Raw genomic sequence first — 16384 nt, 5'->3', positions numbered from 1 at the left:
GGGCTCAGTCGGCTTACGGCCGGGACGAGGGGACGGCCCGGGCGGCGAGCGGGGCAGGGGCGCTCGGGGCTGCCACGGTGGGGTTGGCCGGCAGGGACATCACCTCCACGCGCACCTGGTCGGCCTGCACACCCGCTCCGGGCGTGCCCACGCGGGCGCGGGACAGGAAGCGCTCCGTGGACGGCTCGATGCGGTCCAGGAAGGGCTGGGGCATCAGGCCCATCACCCCGACGAGGATGATGAAGGGCAGCACCGTCAGGCTCTCGCGCACGTTCATGTCGCGCAGGTGCTGGTTCTCCCGGTGCGTCAGGCCACCGAAGAACACCTTCTGCACCATCCACAGCATGTACGCCGCGCCCAGGATGACGCCCGTGGTCGCGAACGCGCCGAACACCGCCGTCAGGTGCGGGTTGCCGGCCGCCGCGCCCAGGTCGCTCTTGAACGTGCCGAGCAGCACCAGGAACTCGCCGATGAAGCCGTTGGTGCCGGGCACCGCCACCGAGGAGAAGGTGATGATGATGAAGGCCGTGGTGAACACCGGCATCACCTTGGCGATGCCGCCGAAGTCCGCCATCAGGCGGCTGTGGCGCCGCTCGTAGAGGAAGCCGAACAGGAGGAACAGCGCGCCCGTGGACACGCCGTGGTTGAGCATCTGGTACGCGCTGCCCGTGGCGCCCTCCGCCGTCAGCGCGAAGATGCCCAGCATGCAGTAGCCCAGGTGGCTGACGGACGAGTACGCGATGAGCTTCTTGATGTCCCGCTGCGCCAGGCACATCAGCGCCCCGTAGACGATGCCGATGACGGCCAGCGTCGCCAGGAACGGCCGGGCCTGCTGCGCGGCCACCGGGAAGAGCGGAATCGCGTAGCGCCAGAAGCCGAAGGTGCCCATCTTCAGCATCACGCCGGCCAGGATCATGGAGCCGGCCACCGGCGCCTGCACGTGCGCGTCCGGCAGCCACGTGTGCACCGGCCACATCGGCACCTTGATGGCGAACGCCAGCGCGAACGCCGCGAACAGCCAGGGGCCGTATGTGTGCAGCGTCGCGGCCATGCCCGTCAGCGAATCACACGCGCCCGCGGGTCCCGCGGAGCACGCGGACAGCTGCCGGTTCGCGTCCAGGAGGCCGTTGTAGATGCTCGCGTAGTCGAACGAGCGCGCGCCCGCCGGCGAGCTGATGAAGTACACCGCGATGAGCGCCACCAGCATCAGCAGCGAGCCCACCAGCGTGTAGAGGAAGAACTTCACCGCCGCCATCTGGCGGTCCTCGGCGCCCCACACACCCACCAGCAGGTACATGGGGATGAGCATGGCCTCGAAGAAGATGTAGAAGAGCAGCACGTCCAGCGACACCAGCGCGCCCAGCATCGTCGTCTGGAGCACCAGCAGCGCCAGGTGGAACTCCTTGATGCGGTGGCTGATGTACGTGGTGGAGGCCAGCACCACCAGGGGGCCCAGGAACACCGTCAGGAGGATGAGGCTCACCGCCAGGCCATCCACGCCCAGGTGGTAGCTCAGCCCGAACTCCTGGAACCAGGGCACCCGGTACTCGAGCTGGAACTCGGGACCGCCGACCTCGAAGCGTGAGTACGCCCACACGCCGAAGACCAGGTCCACCACCATGCCGATGAACGTGACGGTGCGAATCTGTCCCGCCTCGCCGGCGGGCAGCATCAGCACCAGCGCCGCGAAGACGAGCGGCAGGAAGACGACGAGGTTGAGCAGGTGGGTGTCGAAGAAGCTCATTGCAGCACCTGGATGAGGGCGTAGGCCACGCCGCCGAGCAGGGCGAGGGCCATCACTGCGGCATAGGCCTGGGCGTCGCCCGACTGGACGTAGCGCAGCGCGCTGCCCACGCGCGCCGTCACCCACGCCGTGCCGCGCACCGCCACGGTGTCGATGAGGAGCGCGTCCACCACGCGGAAGAGGATGAAGCTCATGAACTTGATGGGCCGGATGATGGCCAGCTCATACAGCTCGTCCACGTAGAACTTGTTCTGCGCCGCGCGGCGCACCGCCCGGGCATAGGCCGGCGCGGGCTGACCCGCGCGGGACGGGAAGAAGCGCAGGTACAGGAACGCCGCCAGCGCGCCGCCGGAGACGGCCACCAGCCACGCAAAGCCGTAGTCACCCAGCGTGGGGACGCTCGTGTCGAGCTCCACCGTCTTGCCCGTGGCGACCACGCGGTTCATCGCGGCGAACACCGGGCTCAGGAAGTTCTCGAACACCGGCTGCGGACGGCCGTCACCGGGCGCCTTGAGCAGCGGCCACGCGTACACGGAGGCCACCACGCTGAGCACCGCCAGCACCACCAGGGGCAGCGTCATCTGCCACGCGCTCTCGTGCGCGTGCGCCACCTTGGCCTCCTTGGAGCGGGGCCCCTCGAAGGTCAGCAGGTACACGCGCGTCATGTAGAACGCGGTGCACGCGGCGATGAGCAGGCCCAGGTAGTAGACCGCGCTGGACACCCAGTGCAGGCCCGCCAGGTGGTTGTGGTGCACGCCGTGGAAGATGGCGTCCTTCGAGAAGAAGCCGGACAGCGGGATGATGCCGGTGATGGCCAGCGTGGCGACGAAGAAGGTGCCCCACGTCCACTTCATCTCGTGGCGCAGGCCGCCCAGCTTCTTGATGTCCGTCTCGTCCCCGTTGCCGTGCATCACGCTGCCGGCGCCGAGGAACAGACACGCCTTGAAGAACGCGTGCGTCACCAGGTGCAGCACGGCCGCCCAGAAGATGCCCATGCCCACGCCCATGAACATGATGCCCAGCTGCGACACCGTGGAGTAGGCGAGCACCTTCTTGATGTCGTCCTGCGCGAAGGCGATGAGCGCGGCCAGAAGCGACGTCAGCGCGCCGATGATGGCCACCGTGGCCATCGCCGTGGGGCTGAGCACCAGCAGCGCGGACATGCGGCTGAACAGGTACACGCCCGCGGTCACCATCGTCGCGGCGTGGATGAGCGCGGAGACCGGCGTCGGGCCGGCCATGGCGTCCGGCAGCCAGACGTAGAGCGGCAGCTGCGCGCTCTTGCCCGCGGCGCCCAGGAGGAACAGCAGGAGCGCCACCGTCATCACGCCGCCGAACGTGTAGCCCTCCAGGGGGCCCGCGGCGATGGTCGTGGACAGGTCCACCTTGCCGGCGCCGCCCTCGGGCATCGCCTCGGCGAACTTCTGCAGGCCCAGGAAGGTGACGGGGCCCTTGTCCTCGAGCGCGGAGGCGTAGCGCTGGCTGGTGCTGCCCGCCGCCGTGTAGTCGCGCTCGTCGGCCTGCCGGTTGAAGGCGCCGACCATCAGCACCATCAGGAACGTGGCGATGAGGAACGCGAAGTCACCGATGCGGTTGGTGACGAACGCCTTGCGGCCGGCCCACGCCTTGGCGGGGTCCGTGTACCAGAAGCCGATGAGCAGGTAGCTGGCCATGCCCACGCCCTCCCAGCCCACGAAGAGCAGGACCAGGTTGTCGGCCAGCACCAGCGTCAGCATCGCCGCGACGAAGAGGTTCAGGTACGCGAAGAACCGCCAGTAGGCCTCGTCGTGCTCCATGTAGCTGGTGGAGTACAGGTGGATGAGGAAGCCCACGCCGGTGATGACCAGCAGGAGGATGCCGGACAGGTGGTCCACCATCAGCCCGAAGTTCACCCGGAAGTCGCCCACCGAGAACCAGGTGCCGTAGTCGTGCGCAATCGCGTAGCGCACGTAGTCCCGCTCGTTGCCGAACGGGTTCACGATGAAGGACAGGAGCCGGCGGCTCTCCAGGTCCATGGAGCTGGTGGCCCAGAAGGCCAGCACGCTCAGCACGAAGGCGCCCGCGACCGCGGAGCACGCGACCAGGTGCACGTTGGCGCGGCCCAGCATCTTGCCGAACACGCCGCAGATGAACGCGCCCAACAGGGGCAGCGCGATGATGAGCCAGAGCGAGGGCGCCATCACTTCTGGCGCGACCGGCGCGACCTGGAGGAATTCCGAGAAGGTGCTCATGAGTGGGCTCCTGGCGTGTCCGTCAGTGCTTCATGGTCCGGATGTCTTCCACCAGGATGCTGCCTCGGCTCCGGAAGACGGCGATGACGATGGCCAGTCCGATGGCCGCTTCCGCCGCGGCCACCGCGATGACGAAGAAGGCGGAGACGTGCCCGATGCTGTCGCCGTGCATGCGGGCGAAGGCCAGGAACGTCAGGTTCGCCGCGTTGAGCATCAGCTCCACGCACATGAAGACGACCAGTGCGTTGCGGCGCACCAGCACGCCGAACATGCCCATGCAGAACAGGGCGGCGGCAAGCAGGAGGTAGTAGGAGATGGGGACCATGGCCGGTTCGGGGCCTCGCGGGCGGACGACCTGCGCCGCCATCTAGCACAGAAAGTTTGAGGGAGTCGGCTGCGATCAGATTCGCGACTTGGCCACGACGACCGCGCCCACGATGGCCACCAGGAGCAGCAGGCTCACCGCCTCGAAGGGAAGCAGCCACTGGGTGAAGATGACCTGACCCAGCGTCGCCATGGTGCCGAAGGTCGCCTGCGCCTCCACGCCCATGGACGGGGGCGGCCCCGAGGGCAGCTTGCTGAGCGCGATGCCCAGCACCGCCAGGAGGCCCACCGTCGCCACCCCGCCCACGAGCCTCGTCAGCGTGGGCTTTCCACGCGAGGGCGACTCGCTCAGGTTCAGCAGCATGATGACGAACAGGAAGAGCACCATGATGGCGCCCGCGTAGACGAGCACCTGGAGCACCGCCACCGTGTGCGCCCAGAGCAGGACGTACAGCCCGGCCAGGAAGAAGAAGGTGGAGACCAGGGCCATGGCGGAGTTGATGGGACTCCGCGCGAAGATGACCATCCCGGCCGACAGCAGCGTCAGGAGCGCGAACGCCCCGAAGAGGATGAGCTCGATGTTCAAGACCAGTCTCCGAACGAACCCCAGGGCTTGTCGCCGAACGGGCAGCGCTTCTCGCGGATGTGGGCCTCGAACTCGTCCTTGAACCGCATCAGGAACGAGTGCGTGGGCAGCGCCGCCGCGTCACCCAGCGCGCAGATGGTGTTGCCCAGGCCGATGGGCGGGTAGGGGGCGATGGAGGATGCCACGTTGGAGAGCATCTCCACGTCGCCCGGCTCGCCGCGCCCCTCTTCAATCTTGCGCAGAAGGCGCGTCTGCCACGGCGTGCCCTCGCGGCACGGCGTGCACTGGCCGCAGGACTCCTCGGCGTAGAAGCGCGCCACGCGCCACAGGCTGCGCACCATGCAGGTGGAGTCGTCCATGACGATGACGCCGCCGGAGCCCGCCATGGTCTGCTTGACCTTGAGGGCCTCGAACTCCATGGCCACGTCCAGCTCGTCCGCGCCCAGCACCGGCGCCGAGGACCCGCCCGGAATCACGGCCTTCACCTTGCGACCCGCCGGCATGCCCCGGCCGTACTTGTCGTCGTAGATGAGCTCCGCGAGGGTCGTGAACATCGACACCTCGTAGACGCCCGGCCGGTTCACCGTGCCGGACAGGCACACTAGGCGCGTGCCGCCCGACTTGTCCGTGCCCAGCTTCGCGTACCAGTCCGAGCCGCCCGTGAAGACGTGGGGCACGCTGGCGAGCGTCTCCACGTTGTTCACCACCGTGGGGCTGCCGAACAGGCCGACGACGGCGGGGAAGGGGGGCTTCAAGCGCGGCCAGCCCTTCTTGCCCTCCAGGCTCTCCAGCAGGGCCGTCTCCTCGCCGCAGATGTACGCGCCGGCGCCGCGGACCAGGTAGCAGTTGAGCTCGTAGTCCTTGCCCATCAGCTTCTTGCCGAAGATGCCCGCCTTGTACGCCTCGTCGATGGCGGCCTGGCAGCGCTCCGCGGGGAACTTGAACTCGCCGCGCAGGTACACGTAGCAGGTGTGCACGCCCAGCGCGTACGACGCGATGGCGATGCCCTCCAGCATCATGTGCGGGTCGTCCTCGAGGATGTAGCGGTCCTTGAAGGTGCCCGGCTCGGACTCGTCGCCGTTGACCGCGAGGTACTTGGGCTTGGGGCTGTCCTTGGGGACGAAGCTCCACTTCAGGCCCGTGGGGAAGCCGGCGCCGCCGCGACCGCGGAGGTTGGACTTCTTCACCTCGTCGATGATGGCGGCCGGCTGCATCTCCAGCGCCTTCTTCAGACCCTCGTAGCCACCGCGCTTCTTGTAGCTGTCCAACGTCCAGGACTGGGGCTTGCCCCAGGCCGCGGAGATGATCGGGTCGATGCCCTTTGCCGTAGAGGCCATGTGATGACGTCCTGCCTGGGTGAAAGGGTGGCGCTTCAGCTCAGCTTGGCCAGGATGGCGTCCAGCTTCGCGCGGGTGAGGCTCTCGTGGTGATCCTCGTTGATCTGAAGGCACGGCGCCGTGCCGCAGGAGGCCAGGCACTCGGTCTCGCGCAAGGTGAACTTCTCGTTGGCTTCACCTGCCTTGAGGCCGAGCTTCTCCTCCAGGTAGGCGAGCATCTTCTCCGCGCCCCAGAGCGAGCAGGACAGGTTCGTGCAGACGTCGATGACGTACTTGCCCGGCTTCTTCAGGTGGTACATCACGTAGAAGCTGGCGACCTCGTAGGCGCGCTCCGGCGTGACCTCCAGGTGCTTGGCGACCAGGCGCAGGCCCTCGGGCGGCAGCCAGCCCTTGATCTCCTGGAGCAGGCGCAGCGCCGGGAGCATGCCCGCGCTTTTGCGATCAGAGGGGTAGTGGGAGATGATCTCCGCGATACCCGCGTCGAACTTCTTCTGCTCTTCAGGAGTGAACAGGGGCTCCGCCATGGCGGGGGGCTACGTATTGCTCCAAAGGCCGCGTTGTCAACATAAACCCTCGACGGTACACTGGGCCGCCATCAGCAAATTGCCGAGCGATTTCAACCCCTTGTTATGACCCCGGGCCCAGAGAACAAGCGTCAGCACCCCCGGGTCCCGGCCGTGCTGAAGGTGGAGTACGCCGACGGACGCCAGGCGCGTGACGTCACGGAGAACCTGTCCCATTCGGGGCTCTTCGTGCAGACCGACCAGGTCTTCACCCTGGGGGACGAGGTGCGGCTCGCACTTTCTTTCCCGGGACTGCTGGATCCGGTAGAAGTCACCGGCATCGTGGCCTGGATGAGGCCCGCGGGCGTCGATCAGCCCGGAGGAGTCGGGGTCCGCGTCGAGCGCGCGGAGGACAGGCGCAGACTGGGTGACATCTTGAGTGCGGCAGGACCCAACAGCCACGCGCCCCACGCCGAGCACGAGGGGTACCGTGTGCTCATCGTCGAGGACAACCCGCACATCATCGAGATGTACAGCTACGTGCTGAAGAAGCTGGCGTCCGGTGAGCTGCACGGGAAGGTGCCCCTGGAGGTCCACTTCGCGCCGGACGGGCACCACGCGCTGGGCATGCTGCGCGAGGGCCGCTTCAGCCTGGTGATGACGGACCTCTACATGCCGGTGATGGACGGCTTCGCGCTCGTGGAGCGCATCCGCGAGGAGGAGGCCCTGCGGGCCATCCCCGTCATCGCCATCTCCGCCGGCGGCAAGGAGGCCCAGGACCGCGCGCTGCAGCTGGGCGTGGACATCTACCTGCGCAAGCCGGTGAAGTTCGTCGAGGTCCTGGAGACGGTGAAGCAGCTGCTTCGCATCCGCTGAGAACCCCCCGGGTTCCGCCAGTCCCACGTTGAGCGGTGGCGGGTGGACGTCGTAGAGTCGCCCACCCATGCCGAAGGCCGCCATCAACCGCGACGCCGTCAGTGGCGAGGCGCTGTTCATCCTCCGAAACCTGAGGGAGAACGGCCAACTCGGACGCTCCAACAAGCTGGCCGATGTGAAGGCCGCGCTGGAGCCGTCCGTCTCGCTCGATTTCGACAACTACTTCTTCTTCCTGCGCAAGTTCCACTACATCGCCATGGACCGCGAGGCCCAGCTCAAGCTCACCGAGCAGGGCGAGCGCGTGGCGGGCGGGGAGCTGTCGGACAAGTTCTCCGTGGAGGTGGGCGAGTTCTTCGCCGACCAGATTGCCTCGGCCGAGGACGAGCCCCCCGTGGCCCAGGGCACCGAGGAGTCGCTGGTGTTGCCGCCGCCCCCGCCGGAGCTGCTCCTGGACGAGGCGGAGGTGGTGCCCACCGCGGCCACGCAGATTGCGCCGCCCCCGTCGCCGCCGCCCATGCCGCCGATGCGCGCCGCGCGCTCGGCCATGCCCGCGCTGGACCTGACGCCGCCGCCCAACACGTCGCAGGTACCCGTGCCCGTCCCGGCGCCCTTCACGCCGCCTGTGCCCGTGGCGCTCATCACCCCCGCGACGCCCGAGCCTCGCCGGGAGACGTCCATCGGTCTGGCTCCCACCGCGCCGCTGCCCCTCGCTCCCCCGTCGTCGTCCGCCGCCCCTTCCATGCCCCCTCCCGCCGCCACTTCTCCCGTCGCCGCCGCGCCCGTCGCCCCGAAGGGCACGGAGCTGGACTTGCGCTACCAGAAGTTCGACCCCATCGGCACGGGCCCGCTGGGCACCGTCTTCAAGGGCCGCTTCACGGCGCTGGGGCTGGACATCTGCCTGAAGGAGCTCAAGGACATCTTCGGGTACTTCTCCTTCCTGCAGCGCGGTGAGGTGCTCAAGCGGCTGAAGAAGGAGCTGTGCGCCCAGGCCCAGGTGCGCCACCCCGGCATCGTCCAGGTGGTGGACCAGAACGTGGAGGCCAGCCGCCCCTACTTCGTCCTGGAGCTGATGAACGGCAGCCTGAAGGAGCGGCTGGACGCGGGCGGTGGCAGCGGGGTGCCGGTGCCCTTCGCGCTGCGCACGTTCCTCCAGATGGCCTACGGCCTGCGCGCGGCCCACGCCACGGGGCTGACGCACCACAACCTCAAGCCGGAGAACGTCCTCTTCGACGCCTACGGCAACGCCAAGCTGTCCGACTTCGGCCTGGGCCGCGTGGTGGAGGTGGACGCCACCAAGGGCATGCCCCAGGTCTTCGTGGGCACCGGCGGCATGGCGTACATGGCCCCGGAGCTGATGAACCGCGGCGCCAAGGACCCGGGCCCCTCCGCGGACGTGTACGGGCTGGGCATCCTGCTCTACGAGATGCTCACCGGGCAGATTCCGGGCCGCCGCTCGCCGCTCCCCTCGGAGGTGAACCCCGAGGCGCCCAGCGGCCTGGACCAGCTCTTCGACAAGGCCACCCAGGACAAGCGCGAGCAGCGCTACCCGGACGTCGACGCCATGCTCGAGGACTTCTACAAGGCCTTCCCGGACAAGGAGTTCCTCGTCCGCGGCGACCTCATCCTGTCCTCCGAGTCGCCCCAGCAGTGACGCGCTCCAGGGCGCGGGCCTCCTCGTGAGGCTCGTCCCCCGTGTGGACGGTGGCGTGGAGAGGCCGTGCCCTGGCCCTCCGCCACCGCGGTAGCAGGCAGGCACGACGTGGGGGCCTCGCGGCGTCCGCCCCGTCCAGGCGGGGTCATGGCATTGTGCCGCGCGCCATGACCTCCACTGCTCCAGGCTGTGTGCTCGTCACCGTGACGGGCAAGGACCACCCCGGCATCACCGCCCGCCTCACCGGCCTGCTCGCGGACGCGGGCGCCGAGCTGCTCGACGTGGAGCAGGTGGTGGTGCAGGGCCGGCTGACGCTGTGCCTCCTGGTGCGGCTGCCCGAGTCGGTGGGCATTCCCCGGGCGCTGCTCTTCGCCGCGCGGGAGCTGGGCGTGGCGCTGGACTTCCAGGCGGTGGAGACGCCGGACCCCGGGGCTCCCATGCCCGCGCGCTACGTCGTCACCGCGGTGGGGCGCGCGCTGGGGGCGGGGCAGCTGCACTCGCTCACCTCGCACCTAGCCCAGGCGGGCGCCAACGTGGAGCGCATCGTCCGGCTGTCCGAGCCGCACCTGGGCTCCATGGAGCTGCACGTCACCCTGCCGCCCGCGCTGGAGCCCCAGGTGCTCAAGCGCTCGCTGCTGGCGCTGTCCATGCGCGACAACACCTTCGACGTGGCGCTGCAGAAGGAGAGCCTGTTCCGGCGCGGCAAGCGGATGGTGGTGATGGACATGGACTCCACGCTCATCCGCATCGAGGTCATCGACGAGCTGGCGCGCGCGCACGGCGTGGGCGAGCAGGTCTCGCGCATCACCGAGCGCGCCATGCAGGGGGAGATGGACTACGACGAGTCGCTGCGCCAGCGCGTGGCGCTGCTGAAGGGGCTGGACGTGGACGTGCTGCACCGGCTCGCGGCCAACCTGCCCCTCACGGAGGGCGCCGAGACGCTGGTGCGCGTGCTCAAGCGCCTGGGCTACCGCACCGCGGTCATCAGCGGCGGCTTCTCCGTGGCGGCGGAGGCGCTCAAGGGGCGGCTCGGCATCGACCATGCCTACTCCAACGTGCTGGAGGAGGAGGGCGGCAGGCTCACGGGCCGCACCGTGGGGGCCATCGTCAACGCGCGCCGCAAGGCGGAGCTGCTCGAGCAGCTCGCGGCCCAGGAGGGCATCCTGCTCGAGCAGGTCATCGCGGTGGGCGACGGCGCCAATGACTTGCTGATGCTGGAGCGCGCGGGGCTGGGCATCGCGTTCCGCGCCAAGCCCCGGCTGCGCGAGGCCGCCGACACGTCCATCTCCGCCGGCGGGCTGGACACCATCCTCTACCTCCTGGGGCTCACCGGGCGGGAGCTCCAGGAAGCGGGCTGAGCGCTACAGGCGCATCCTGGCGGCGAGCTCGCGCTGCTGCAGCTTGCCCTTCTCCAGGAGCAGCTCCAGCAGGGCGCGCAGAATCTTGGAGCTCTTCTCCTGGTTCTGCTGGAGCGTCTGCAGCCGCTGCAGGTCCTCGTCCGTCCACTCGGGCGAGGTGGACGGGCCACCGGCCAGGATTTCGTCGAGGATGTCCGCCGCGCTCGACCCCTGGGCCGCCGCGGGCGGTGCGGGCCGCTCCGGAGCGCGGGGGGCTGGCGCCGCCGCGGGTGACTCGGGCGGGACGATGTCGGCGATGCGCTTCACTACCGTCTTGCCGCTCATGTCGACGACCTTGAACTCGTCCTCCTGCTCGTCGACGGTGGCCTGCGTGTCCGAGGACTGGTTGCGCGAGGGAGAGAAGCGCGTGCTGACCACCGGCTCCTGGCCCCGGTAGTGCCGCAGGATGGCGTGCTCGATTTCACGCTCGCCCGCCACCATGGGGACCACCCGGGCGCGGCTGCGGGCCGCCACCTGGTCCAGCGTGGCCAGGTCCGTGGGGTCCGCCATGGCGAGCACCAGCGTCTTGCCGTTGTCCTTGAGCGTGACGGGGAAGACGGCCTTCTGCTCGGCGAGCGTCATGTCCACGCGCGAGAGCGCGCCTGCGTCCCGGCTGATGTTGCCCAACTGCACGCGCTGCATCCCCAGGCCCTGGCAGATGGCCTCCGTAATCGTGTCCTCGGTGGCCAGCCCCAGGTCGGCGACGACGCGCGACAGCCGCCCGCCCCACTGGTCCAGGGTGGCCATGGCGCTGCGGAGCTGGAGCTCGTCGATGACGCGGGCCTTGACGAGGATTTCGCCGATGCGATTGCGGGAAGGAGAAGCCATGGCTCGGGAGTCTACCGTCTGACGGCGCGGACGCTCAGTCCGCGACGCTTTCGCCCGCTACGAGGGCGAGGAGGCACCATCATGCAGCCCTTCGCGGAAGCCGCCATCCAGCAGTGCCCCTACTGTGGCGAGGAGGTGGAGGTCGACGTGGACCCCATCGGCGCCAGCGCGGAGCGCTACATCGAGGACTGTCCCGTCTGCTGCCGCCCGTGGACCGTGCACGTGTCGCGCGACGAGGAGGCCTACGCCGTGGCCCTGGCCCGCGACGACGACTGACGGCCCGGGTCCACCCGTCCCGGAAGGCCCTCGTCCGGATGTCCGCAGAGCAGGCGTGCGGGCATGGCGGGAGGGGGCCGCGAGGGCCCGGGGGCGTTGCTTGACACGTCCCGGAGCATGGTTCTCTTGAGTCTTGTGAGGCGGCGCTGGAGTGGAGCCCCGATGGGGCCCCCGAGGCGGAACCGCCGACAACGACAACGTCTGTGATTCACACACCGTGCACTCCGCCAGAGGAGTGTCACGCACAGGAGAAGACCATGCAGAATCGCAACCCGTTCAACTCCGCCGTGGTGGTGAACCCCCTGATGCGCGACTTCGACGCGCTCTTCCGTGAGTTCGCCCAGCCGGGCTTCTTCCGTCAGTCCACGGCCCGCGAGCGCGTGCCCGCGGCCGACATCCTCGAGTCCGAGGCGGGCGTCACCCTGCACCTCGACATGCCGGGCGTGGACGCCAAGGACATCCAGGTGACGGTGGAGCGCGACGTGCTCACCGTGAAGGCCGAGCGAAAGGCGCAACCCATCGCCGAGGGCGTGTCCGTGCGCCGCCAGGAGCGCGCCCAGGGCAGCTTCACGCGCTCGTTCTCCCTGCCGGAGACGGTGGACGCCACCAAGGTGGAGGCGCGCTACGAGCAGGGCGTGCTGACGCTCACCTTGCCTCGACGCGAGGAGTCCAAGCCTCGGGTCATCGAGGTCAAGGTCCAGGGCTGATGCTTCGCGCGAGGCGTCGAATCGCGCGCACACCCCTGCTGGGAGGCCGCTGTCCGGGGAAGAACGGCGCGGCTTCCTCCTTCTTCACCCCTGTCGAGGGCTTCCGCGAGGGGGCGGCGGAAGCCCTCCCGACCTCAGCGCTTGGCGCCGAGCGAGATGGGCACGCGGAACAGCTCCAGCACCTGCTGCACATCGAGCGGCTTGGCCAGGCACGCGAGCGCGCCCGCCTGCTTGGACTGCTCCACGACGTCGGCGGTGTGCATGGACGTCATCGTGATGAGCCGCACACCCTCCATCTGCTTGCGCGCGCGGATGCGACGGCAGACCTCGAGGCCGTCGATGTCCGGCATGTTCAGGTCGATGATCATCCCGTGCGGCTTCTGCTCGGACACCAGCAGCAGGGCCTCCACGCCGCTCGTCGTCGTCTGGAGCTCCACCTGCGCGGAGAACGGCTTGAACGCGCGCTTGACGGCGTCCAGCACCGCCCGCTCGTCATCCACCACCAACAGCCGCACCGTGCCGCTGCCCAGCTCCTCCGGAACCGGCATCTGGTGCGCGATGAGGAAGGTGCGCAGGTCCGCCGAGCGCACCCGGCGGTGACCGCCCGGCGTCCTGAAGGCCATCAGGATGCCCCGGTCAATCCACTTGCTCACCGTGGACGGATCCACCTGAAGCAAACGACTGATGTCGTGCGTCGTGTAGAGCTGGTCCGTCATCGCCGTACTCCCCTCTTGCTGCATCATTCCGCTGCCCATGGAATCAACCACCTACCTTGAATACGGGGTTTCCTTCAACCTCTCTGCGCACTGCGTCCATCAGTCCCCCTCATCAGACCCACGGCCCCGTCCCAACGGGCACTGGCCTTGAGGCAGAGCTCCACGAGCTCCCGGGCGGCCCCACGGCCTCCCGGGCTCTGAGCCACGAAGTGGACCTCCTGACGCACCTCGGGAACTGCATCCGCGGGACACGCGGACAAGCCCACCCTCGACAGCGGGGCCAGGTCATTGTGGTCATCCCCCATGTAGGCACAGGCCTCATGGGGGACGCCCAGCTGCTGGAGGAGCTCGTCCAGTGCGGCACCCTTGTCCCGGCGGCCTTGAAACACAGCCGCCAGCCCGAGCTCCCGCCCGCGTGCCTCCACGATTCCTGAGGTGCGAGCGGTGAGGATGGCGGCGGGCAGGCCCGACAGCCGGGCCATGACCAGGGCGTGGCCATCCTTCACGTCGAAGCGCTTCATCAGCTCCCCGCCGTCGCCGTAATACAGGCCGCCGTCGGTGAGCACCCCGTCCACGTCGAAGACCAAGAGCCGCACGCGCGCCGCGCGGGACGTCAGCTCTTCCTTTCCAGGCTTGGAAGGTGCGTCCGTCTGCATCGTCTGCTCGGCTCCCCTCGTCGTGTTCATCAGCCGGGCTCGTGTCCCAACACCCGGCGGATATCCAGCACATTTCGTACCACGTCCTCGAACATCTGTGGATTGAGGGAGCACGGACCGTCACACAGGGCACGGTCAGGGTCCTCATGGACTTCCGTGAACAATGCATCAATCCCGGCGGCCGCGGCAGCGCGGGCGAGCAGTGAGACGAATTTGCGGTCGCCTCCCGTCACCCCGTCCCCGGAGCTGGGCTGCTGCACGGAGTGCGTGGCGTCGAAGCACACGGCCAGGCCCGCCTCGCGCATCTGCGCCAGGCCCCGCATGTCCACCACCAGGTTGTTGTAGCCGAAGGTCGAGCCCCGCTCGGTGACGAGCACGTTGGGGTTGCCCGTCTCGAACGCCTTGCGCGCCGAGTGGACGATGTCCTTGGGGGCCACGAACTGTCCCTTCTTCAAGTTCACGCCCTTTCCCGAGCGAGCCACCGCCTCGACCAGGTCCGTCTGCCGGCACAGGAACGCCGGTATCTGGATGATATCCACAACTTCCGAGGCAGGACCTACGTGGCTGGTTTCATGGACGTCCGTGAGGACCGGGACGCCCACTTCATCCCTGATACGCGCTAGAATGCGCAGCCCTTCCCGGAGGCCAGGACCTCGGAAGGACTTCCCGCTTGTCCGGTTGGCCTTGTCATACGAGCACTTGAAGGCATAGGGCACGCCCAGCCGGCTGGTGATGCCCTTGAGCAAGTGAGCATGTTTCAGCGCCATCTCCTCGGACTCGATGCTGTCCGGGCCGGCGATGACGAAGAGTTTCTGTCCCGGGCCAACCTTGTGGCCACAGAGGGTAATCGGAAGGCTGCTGGCGCTCATGCGCGCACCTGGCCGGCGGAGGCGTCGCGCTGGTCGAGCGCGGCCTTGATGAAGCCGGAGAAGAGAGGGTGGGGGGCGAAGGGCTTGCTCTTGAACTCGGGGTGGAACTGGCAGCCGACGAAGTAGGGGTGGTCCGACAGTTCAATCATCTCCACCAGGTTCAGCTCCGGATTATGACCGGAGATGACCAGGCCCGCCTCCTGCAACCGGCCGCGGTAGGCGTTGTTCACCTCGTAGCGGTGCCGGTGGCGCTCCTGGATGAGGTCCTGGCCGTAGAGCTGGTGGGCGCGGGTGGAGGGCTTGAGCGCGCAGGCGTAGCTGCCCAGGCGCATGGTGCCTCCCTTGTCCTGCACCGACACCTGGCTCTCCATGAGCGTCACCACCGGGTGCGGCGTGTGCTCGTTGAACTCCAGGCTGTTCGCGTTGGTGAGCCCCAGCACGCTCCGGCTGAACTCCACCACCGCCATCTGCAGGCCCAGGCAGATGCCGAAGAACGGAATCTTCTTCTCCCGCGCGTAGCGCACGGCGGCGATCTTCCCCTCGGTGCCCCGCACGCCGAAGCCGCCGGGGACCAGGATGGCGTCCACGCCGGCGAGCAGCTTCTCGGGCCCCTGCGCCTCCACGTCCTGGCTGTCCACGAAGTGCAGGTTGACCTTCACGTCGTTGGCGATGCCGCCGTGGAGCAAGGCCTCGTTGAGGCTCTTGTAGCTCTCCGTCAGGTTCACGTACTTGCCGACGATGGCCACCTGCACCTGGCCTCGCGCGGGCTCGTACACCTTGCGGATGATGTTCTCCCAGCGCTCCAGGTGCGGCGCGCGGCTCCAGATGTTGAGCACCTCCGCGAGCCGGTCATCCAGGCCCTGCCGGTGCAGCTCCAGCGGCAGCTCGTAGATGCTGCGCACGTCCGGGGACGTGAACACGTTGCCGGTGTCCACGTTGCAGAACATCGCAATCTTGTCCTTGAGCTCGCGCGACACCTCGCGGTCCGTGCGGCACACGAGGAAGTCGGGCTGGATGCCGATTTCGCGCAGCTTCATCACCGAGTGCTGCGTGGGCTTGGTCTTCACCTCGCCGGCCGCGCCGATGTACGGCAAGAGCGTCAGGTGCACGTAGACGGCGTTCTGGCTGCCCACGTCGTAGCGCATCTGGCGGATGGCCTCGAGGAAGGGCAGGGACTCGATGTCGCCCACCGTGCCGCCCACCTCCACGATGACCACGTCCGCGTCCTGGGCCGCCTGACGGATGCTCGCCTTGATTTCATCCGTGATGTGCGGAATCACCTGCACCGTCTTGCCCAGGTACTCGCCGCGGCGCTCCTTCATGATGACCGCGTGGTAGATGCGGCCCGACGTGAAGTTGTTGAGCCGGCTCATCCGCGCGTTGGTGAAGCGCTCGTAGTGGCCCAGGTCCATGTCCGTCTCGCCACCGTCCTCGGTGACGAAGACCTCGCCGTGCTGGAACGGGCTCATCGTGCCCGGGTCCACGTTGATGTACGGGTCCAGCTTGAGCAACGTGACGGCGAGGCCACGGTTCTCCAGCAGGGCGCCGATGGAGGCCGAGGCGAGGCCCTTGCCGAGGGAGCTGACCACTCCGCCCGTCACGAAAATGAACTTGGTCTTCTTGGAGCGCATATCCCGTTCTGCCAAGTAGGGCAGGGATGCGTCAATTATTCTGCGCCGGACG

At 68.3% G+C, this 16384-nt stretch carries 16 protein-coding genes; 5 read left to right on the top strand and 11 right to left on the bottom strand.

Going from position 1 to position 16384, the window contains the following annotated elements; translation table 11 throughout:
* Window positions 1-13: 13 nt before the first annotated feature.
* The 6 genes from OWM54_RS15035 to nuoE all read right to left on the bottom strand — a co-directional run bounded on the left by OWM54_RS15035 (window position 14) and on the right by nuoE (window position 6746).
* Window positions 14-1744 (bottom strand): complex I subunit 4 family protein, encoded by a 1731-nt coding sequence (locus OWM54_RS15035; RefSeq protein ID WP_223746159.1) that lies wholly within the window; start codon window positions 1742-1744, stop codon window positions 14-16.
* On the bottom strand, window positions 1741-3975 hold the full coding sequence (nuoL, locus tag OWM54_RS15030; protein ID WP_223746160.1) for an NADH-quinone oxidoreductase subunit L: 2235 nt from the start codon (window positions 3973-3975) through the stop codon (window positions 1741-1743). Before nuoL ends, OWM54_RS15035 begins: the two co-directional genes overlap by 4 nt.
* A gap of 22 nt (window positions 3976-3997) precedes the next feature.
* Window positions 3998-4300 carry an NADH-quinone oxidoreductase subunit NuoK gene (nuoK, locus tag OWM54_RS15025; protein ID WP_046711231.1) on the bottom strand — a complete coding sequence of 101 codons (303 nt, stop codon included), beginning with the start codon at window positions 4298-4300 and terminating at the stop codon, window positions 3998-4000.
* Between the two features lie 75 nt (window positions 4301-4375).
* Entirely contained in the window at window positions 4376-4885 is a 510-nt protein-coding gene (locus OWM54_RS15020; protein WP_267697929.1) for an NADH-quinone oxidoreductase subunit J, read from the bottom strand.
* Window positions 4882-6222 carry an NADH-quinone oxidoreductase subunit NuoF gene (nuoF, locus tag OWM54_RS15015; RefSeq protein WP_223746162.1) on the bottom strand — a complete coding sequence of 447 codons (1341 nt, stop codon included), beginning with the start codon at window positions 6220-6222 and terminating at the stop codon, window positions 4882-4884. The genes OWM54_RS15020 and nuoF overlap by 4 nt, the downstream gene beginning before the upstream one ends.
* A 35-nt stretch (window positions 6223-6257) precedes the next feature.
* Window positions 6258-6746, bottom strand: a complete 489-nt coding sequence (gene nuoE, locus OWM54_RS15010; RefSeq protein ID WP_141324621.1) for a complex I 24 kDa subunit family protein — start codon at window positions 6744-6746, stop codon at window positions 6258-6260.
* Between the two features lie 105 nt (window positions 6747-6851).
* Between nuoE and OWM54_RS15005 the strand changes: the two genes are divergently transcribed.
* From OWM54_RS15005 to serB, 3 genes are all read left to right on the top strand, one after another.
* Complete coding sequence (locus tag OWM54_RS15005; RefSeq protein WP_046711233.1) at window positions 6852-7601, top strand: TIGR02266 family protein; 750 nt, start codon at window positions 6852-6854, stop codon at window positions 7599-7601.
* Window positions 7602-7668: 67 nt separating this feature from the next.
* Window positions 7669-9252, top strand: a complete 1584-nt coding sequence (locus OWM54_RS15000) for a serine/threonine-protein kinase (protein WP_223746163.1) — start codon at window positions 7669-7671, stop codon at window positions 9250-9252.
* A 167-nt stretch (window positions 9253-9419) separates the two neighbouring features.
* Window positions 9420-10610, top strand: coding sequence for a phosphoserine phosphatase SerB (serB, locus tag OWM54_RS14995; protein ID WP_223746164.1), 1191 nt, complete (start codon window positions 9420-9422; stop codon window positions 10608-10610).
* A 3-nt stretch (window positions 10611-10613) separates the two neighbouring features.
* On the opposite strand, the gene OWM54_RS14990 is transcribed toward serB, so the two are convergent.
* The gene (locus OWM54_RS14990) at window positions 10614-11477 is read right to left on the bottom strand and encodes a general secretion pathway protein GspE (protein WP_223746165.1); all 864 of its coding nucleotides are present in this window, start codon (window positions 11475-11477) and stop codon (window positions 10614-10616) included.
* A gap of 81 nt (window positions 11478-11558) precedes the next feature.
* Between OWM54_RS14990 and OWM54_RS14985 the strand changes: the two genes are divergently transcribed.
* Both OWM54_RS14985 and OWM54_RS14980 read left to right on the top strand, forming a co-directional pair.
* Window positions 11559-11753 (top strand): CPXCG motif-containing cysteine-rich protein, encoded by a 195-nt coding sequence (locus OWM54_RS14985; protein ID WP_141328702.1) that lies wholly within the window; start codon window positions 11559-11561, stop codon window positions 11751-11753.
* Window positions 11754-12010: 257 nt separating this feature from the next.
* Complete coding sequence (locus OWM54_RS14980) at window positions 12011-12460, top strand: Hsp20/alpha crystallin family protein (RefSeq protein WP_223746166.1); 450 nt, start codon at window positions 12011-12013, stop codon at window positions 12458-12460.
* A gap of 134 nt (window positions 12461-12594) precedes the next feature.
* Here the strand turns inward: OWM54_RS14980 and OWM54_RS14975 are convergent, their stop codons facing one another.
* From OWM54_RS14975 to OWM54_RS14960, 4 genes are read right to left on the bottom strand one after another with little or no spacing between them, the layout of a single operon-like run.
* Window positions 12595-13215: a response regulator gene (locus OWM54_RS14975; RefSeq protein ID WP_046711239.1), complete on the bottom strand. Its 621-nt coding sequence runs from the start codon at window positions 13213-13215 to the stop codon at window positions 12595-12597.
* A gap of 35 nt (window positions 13216-13250) precedes the next feature.
* Window positions 13251-13832 (bottom strand): KdsC family phosphatase, encoded by a 582-nt coding sequence (locus OWM54_RS14970; protein WP_046717472.1) that lies wholly within the window; start codon window positions 13830-13832, stop codon window positions 13251-13253.
* Between the two features lie 29 nt (window positions 13833-13861).
* Window positions 13862-14701, bottom strand: a complete 840-nt coding sequence (gene kdsA / locus OWM54_RS14965; RefSeq protein ID WP_223746167.1) for a 3-deoxy-8-phosphooctulonate synthase — start codon at window positions 14699-14701, stop codon at window positions 13862-13864.
* Entirely contained in the window at window positions 14698-16332 is a 1635-nt protein-coding gene (locus OWM54_RS14960; RefSeq protein WP_223746168.1) for a CTP synthase, read from the bottom strand. The genes kdsA and OWM54_RS14960 overlap by 4 nt, the downstream gene beginning before the upstream one ends.
* Between the last annotated feature and the right edge of the window lie 52 nt (window positions 16333-16384).

It is taken from the genome of Myxococcus sp. MISCRS1, from assembly GCF_026626605.1.
GTDB lineage: Bacteria > Myxococcota > Myxococcia > Myxococcales > Myxococcaceae > Myxococcus > Myxococcus fulvus.
The sequence above is the reverse complement of the archived record's forward strand: the minus strand, read 5'-3'. Positions and strand labels throughout refer to the sequence as shown.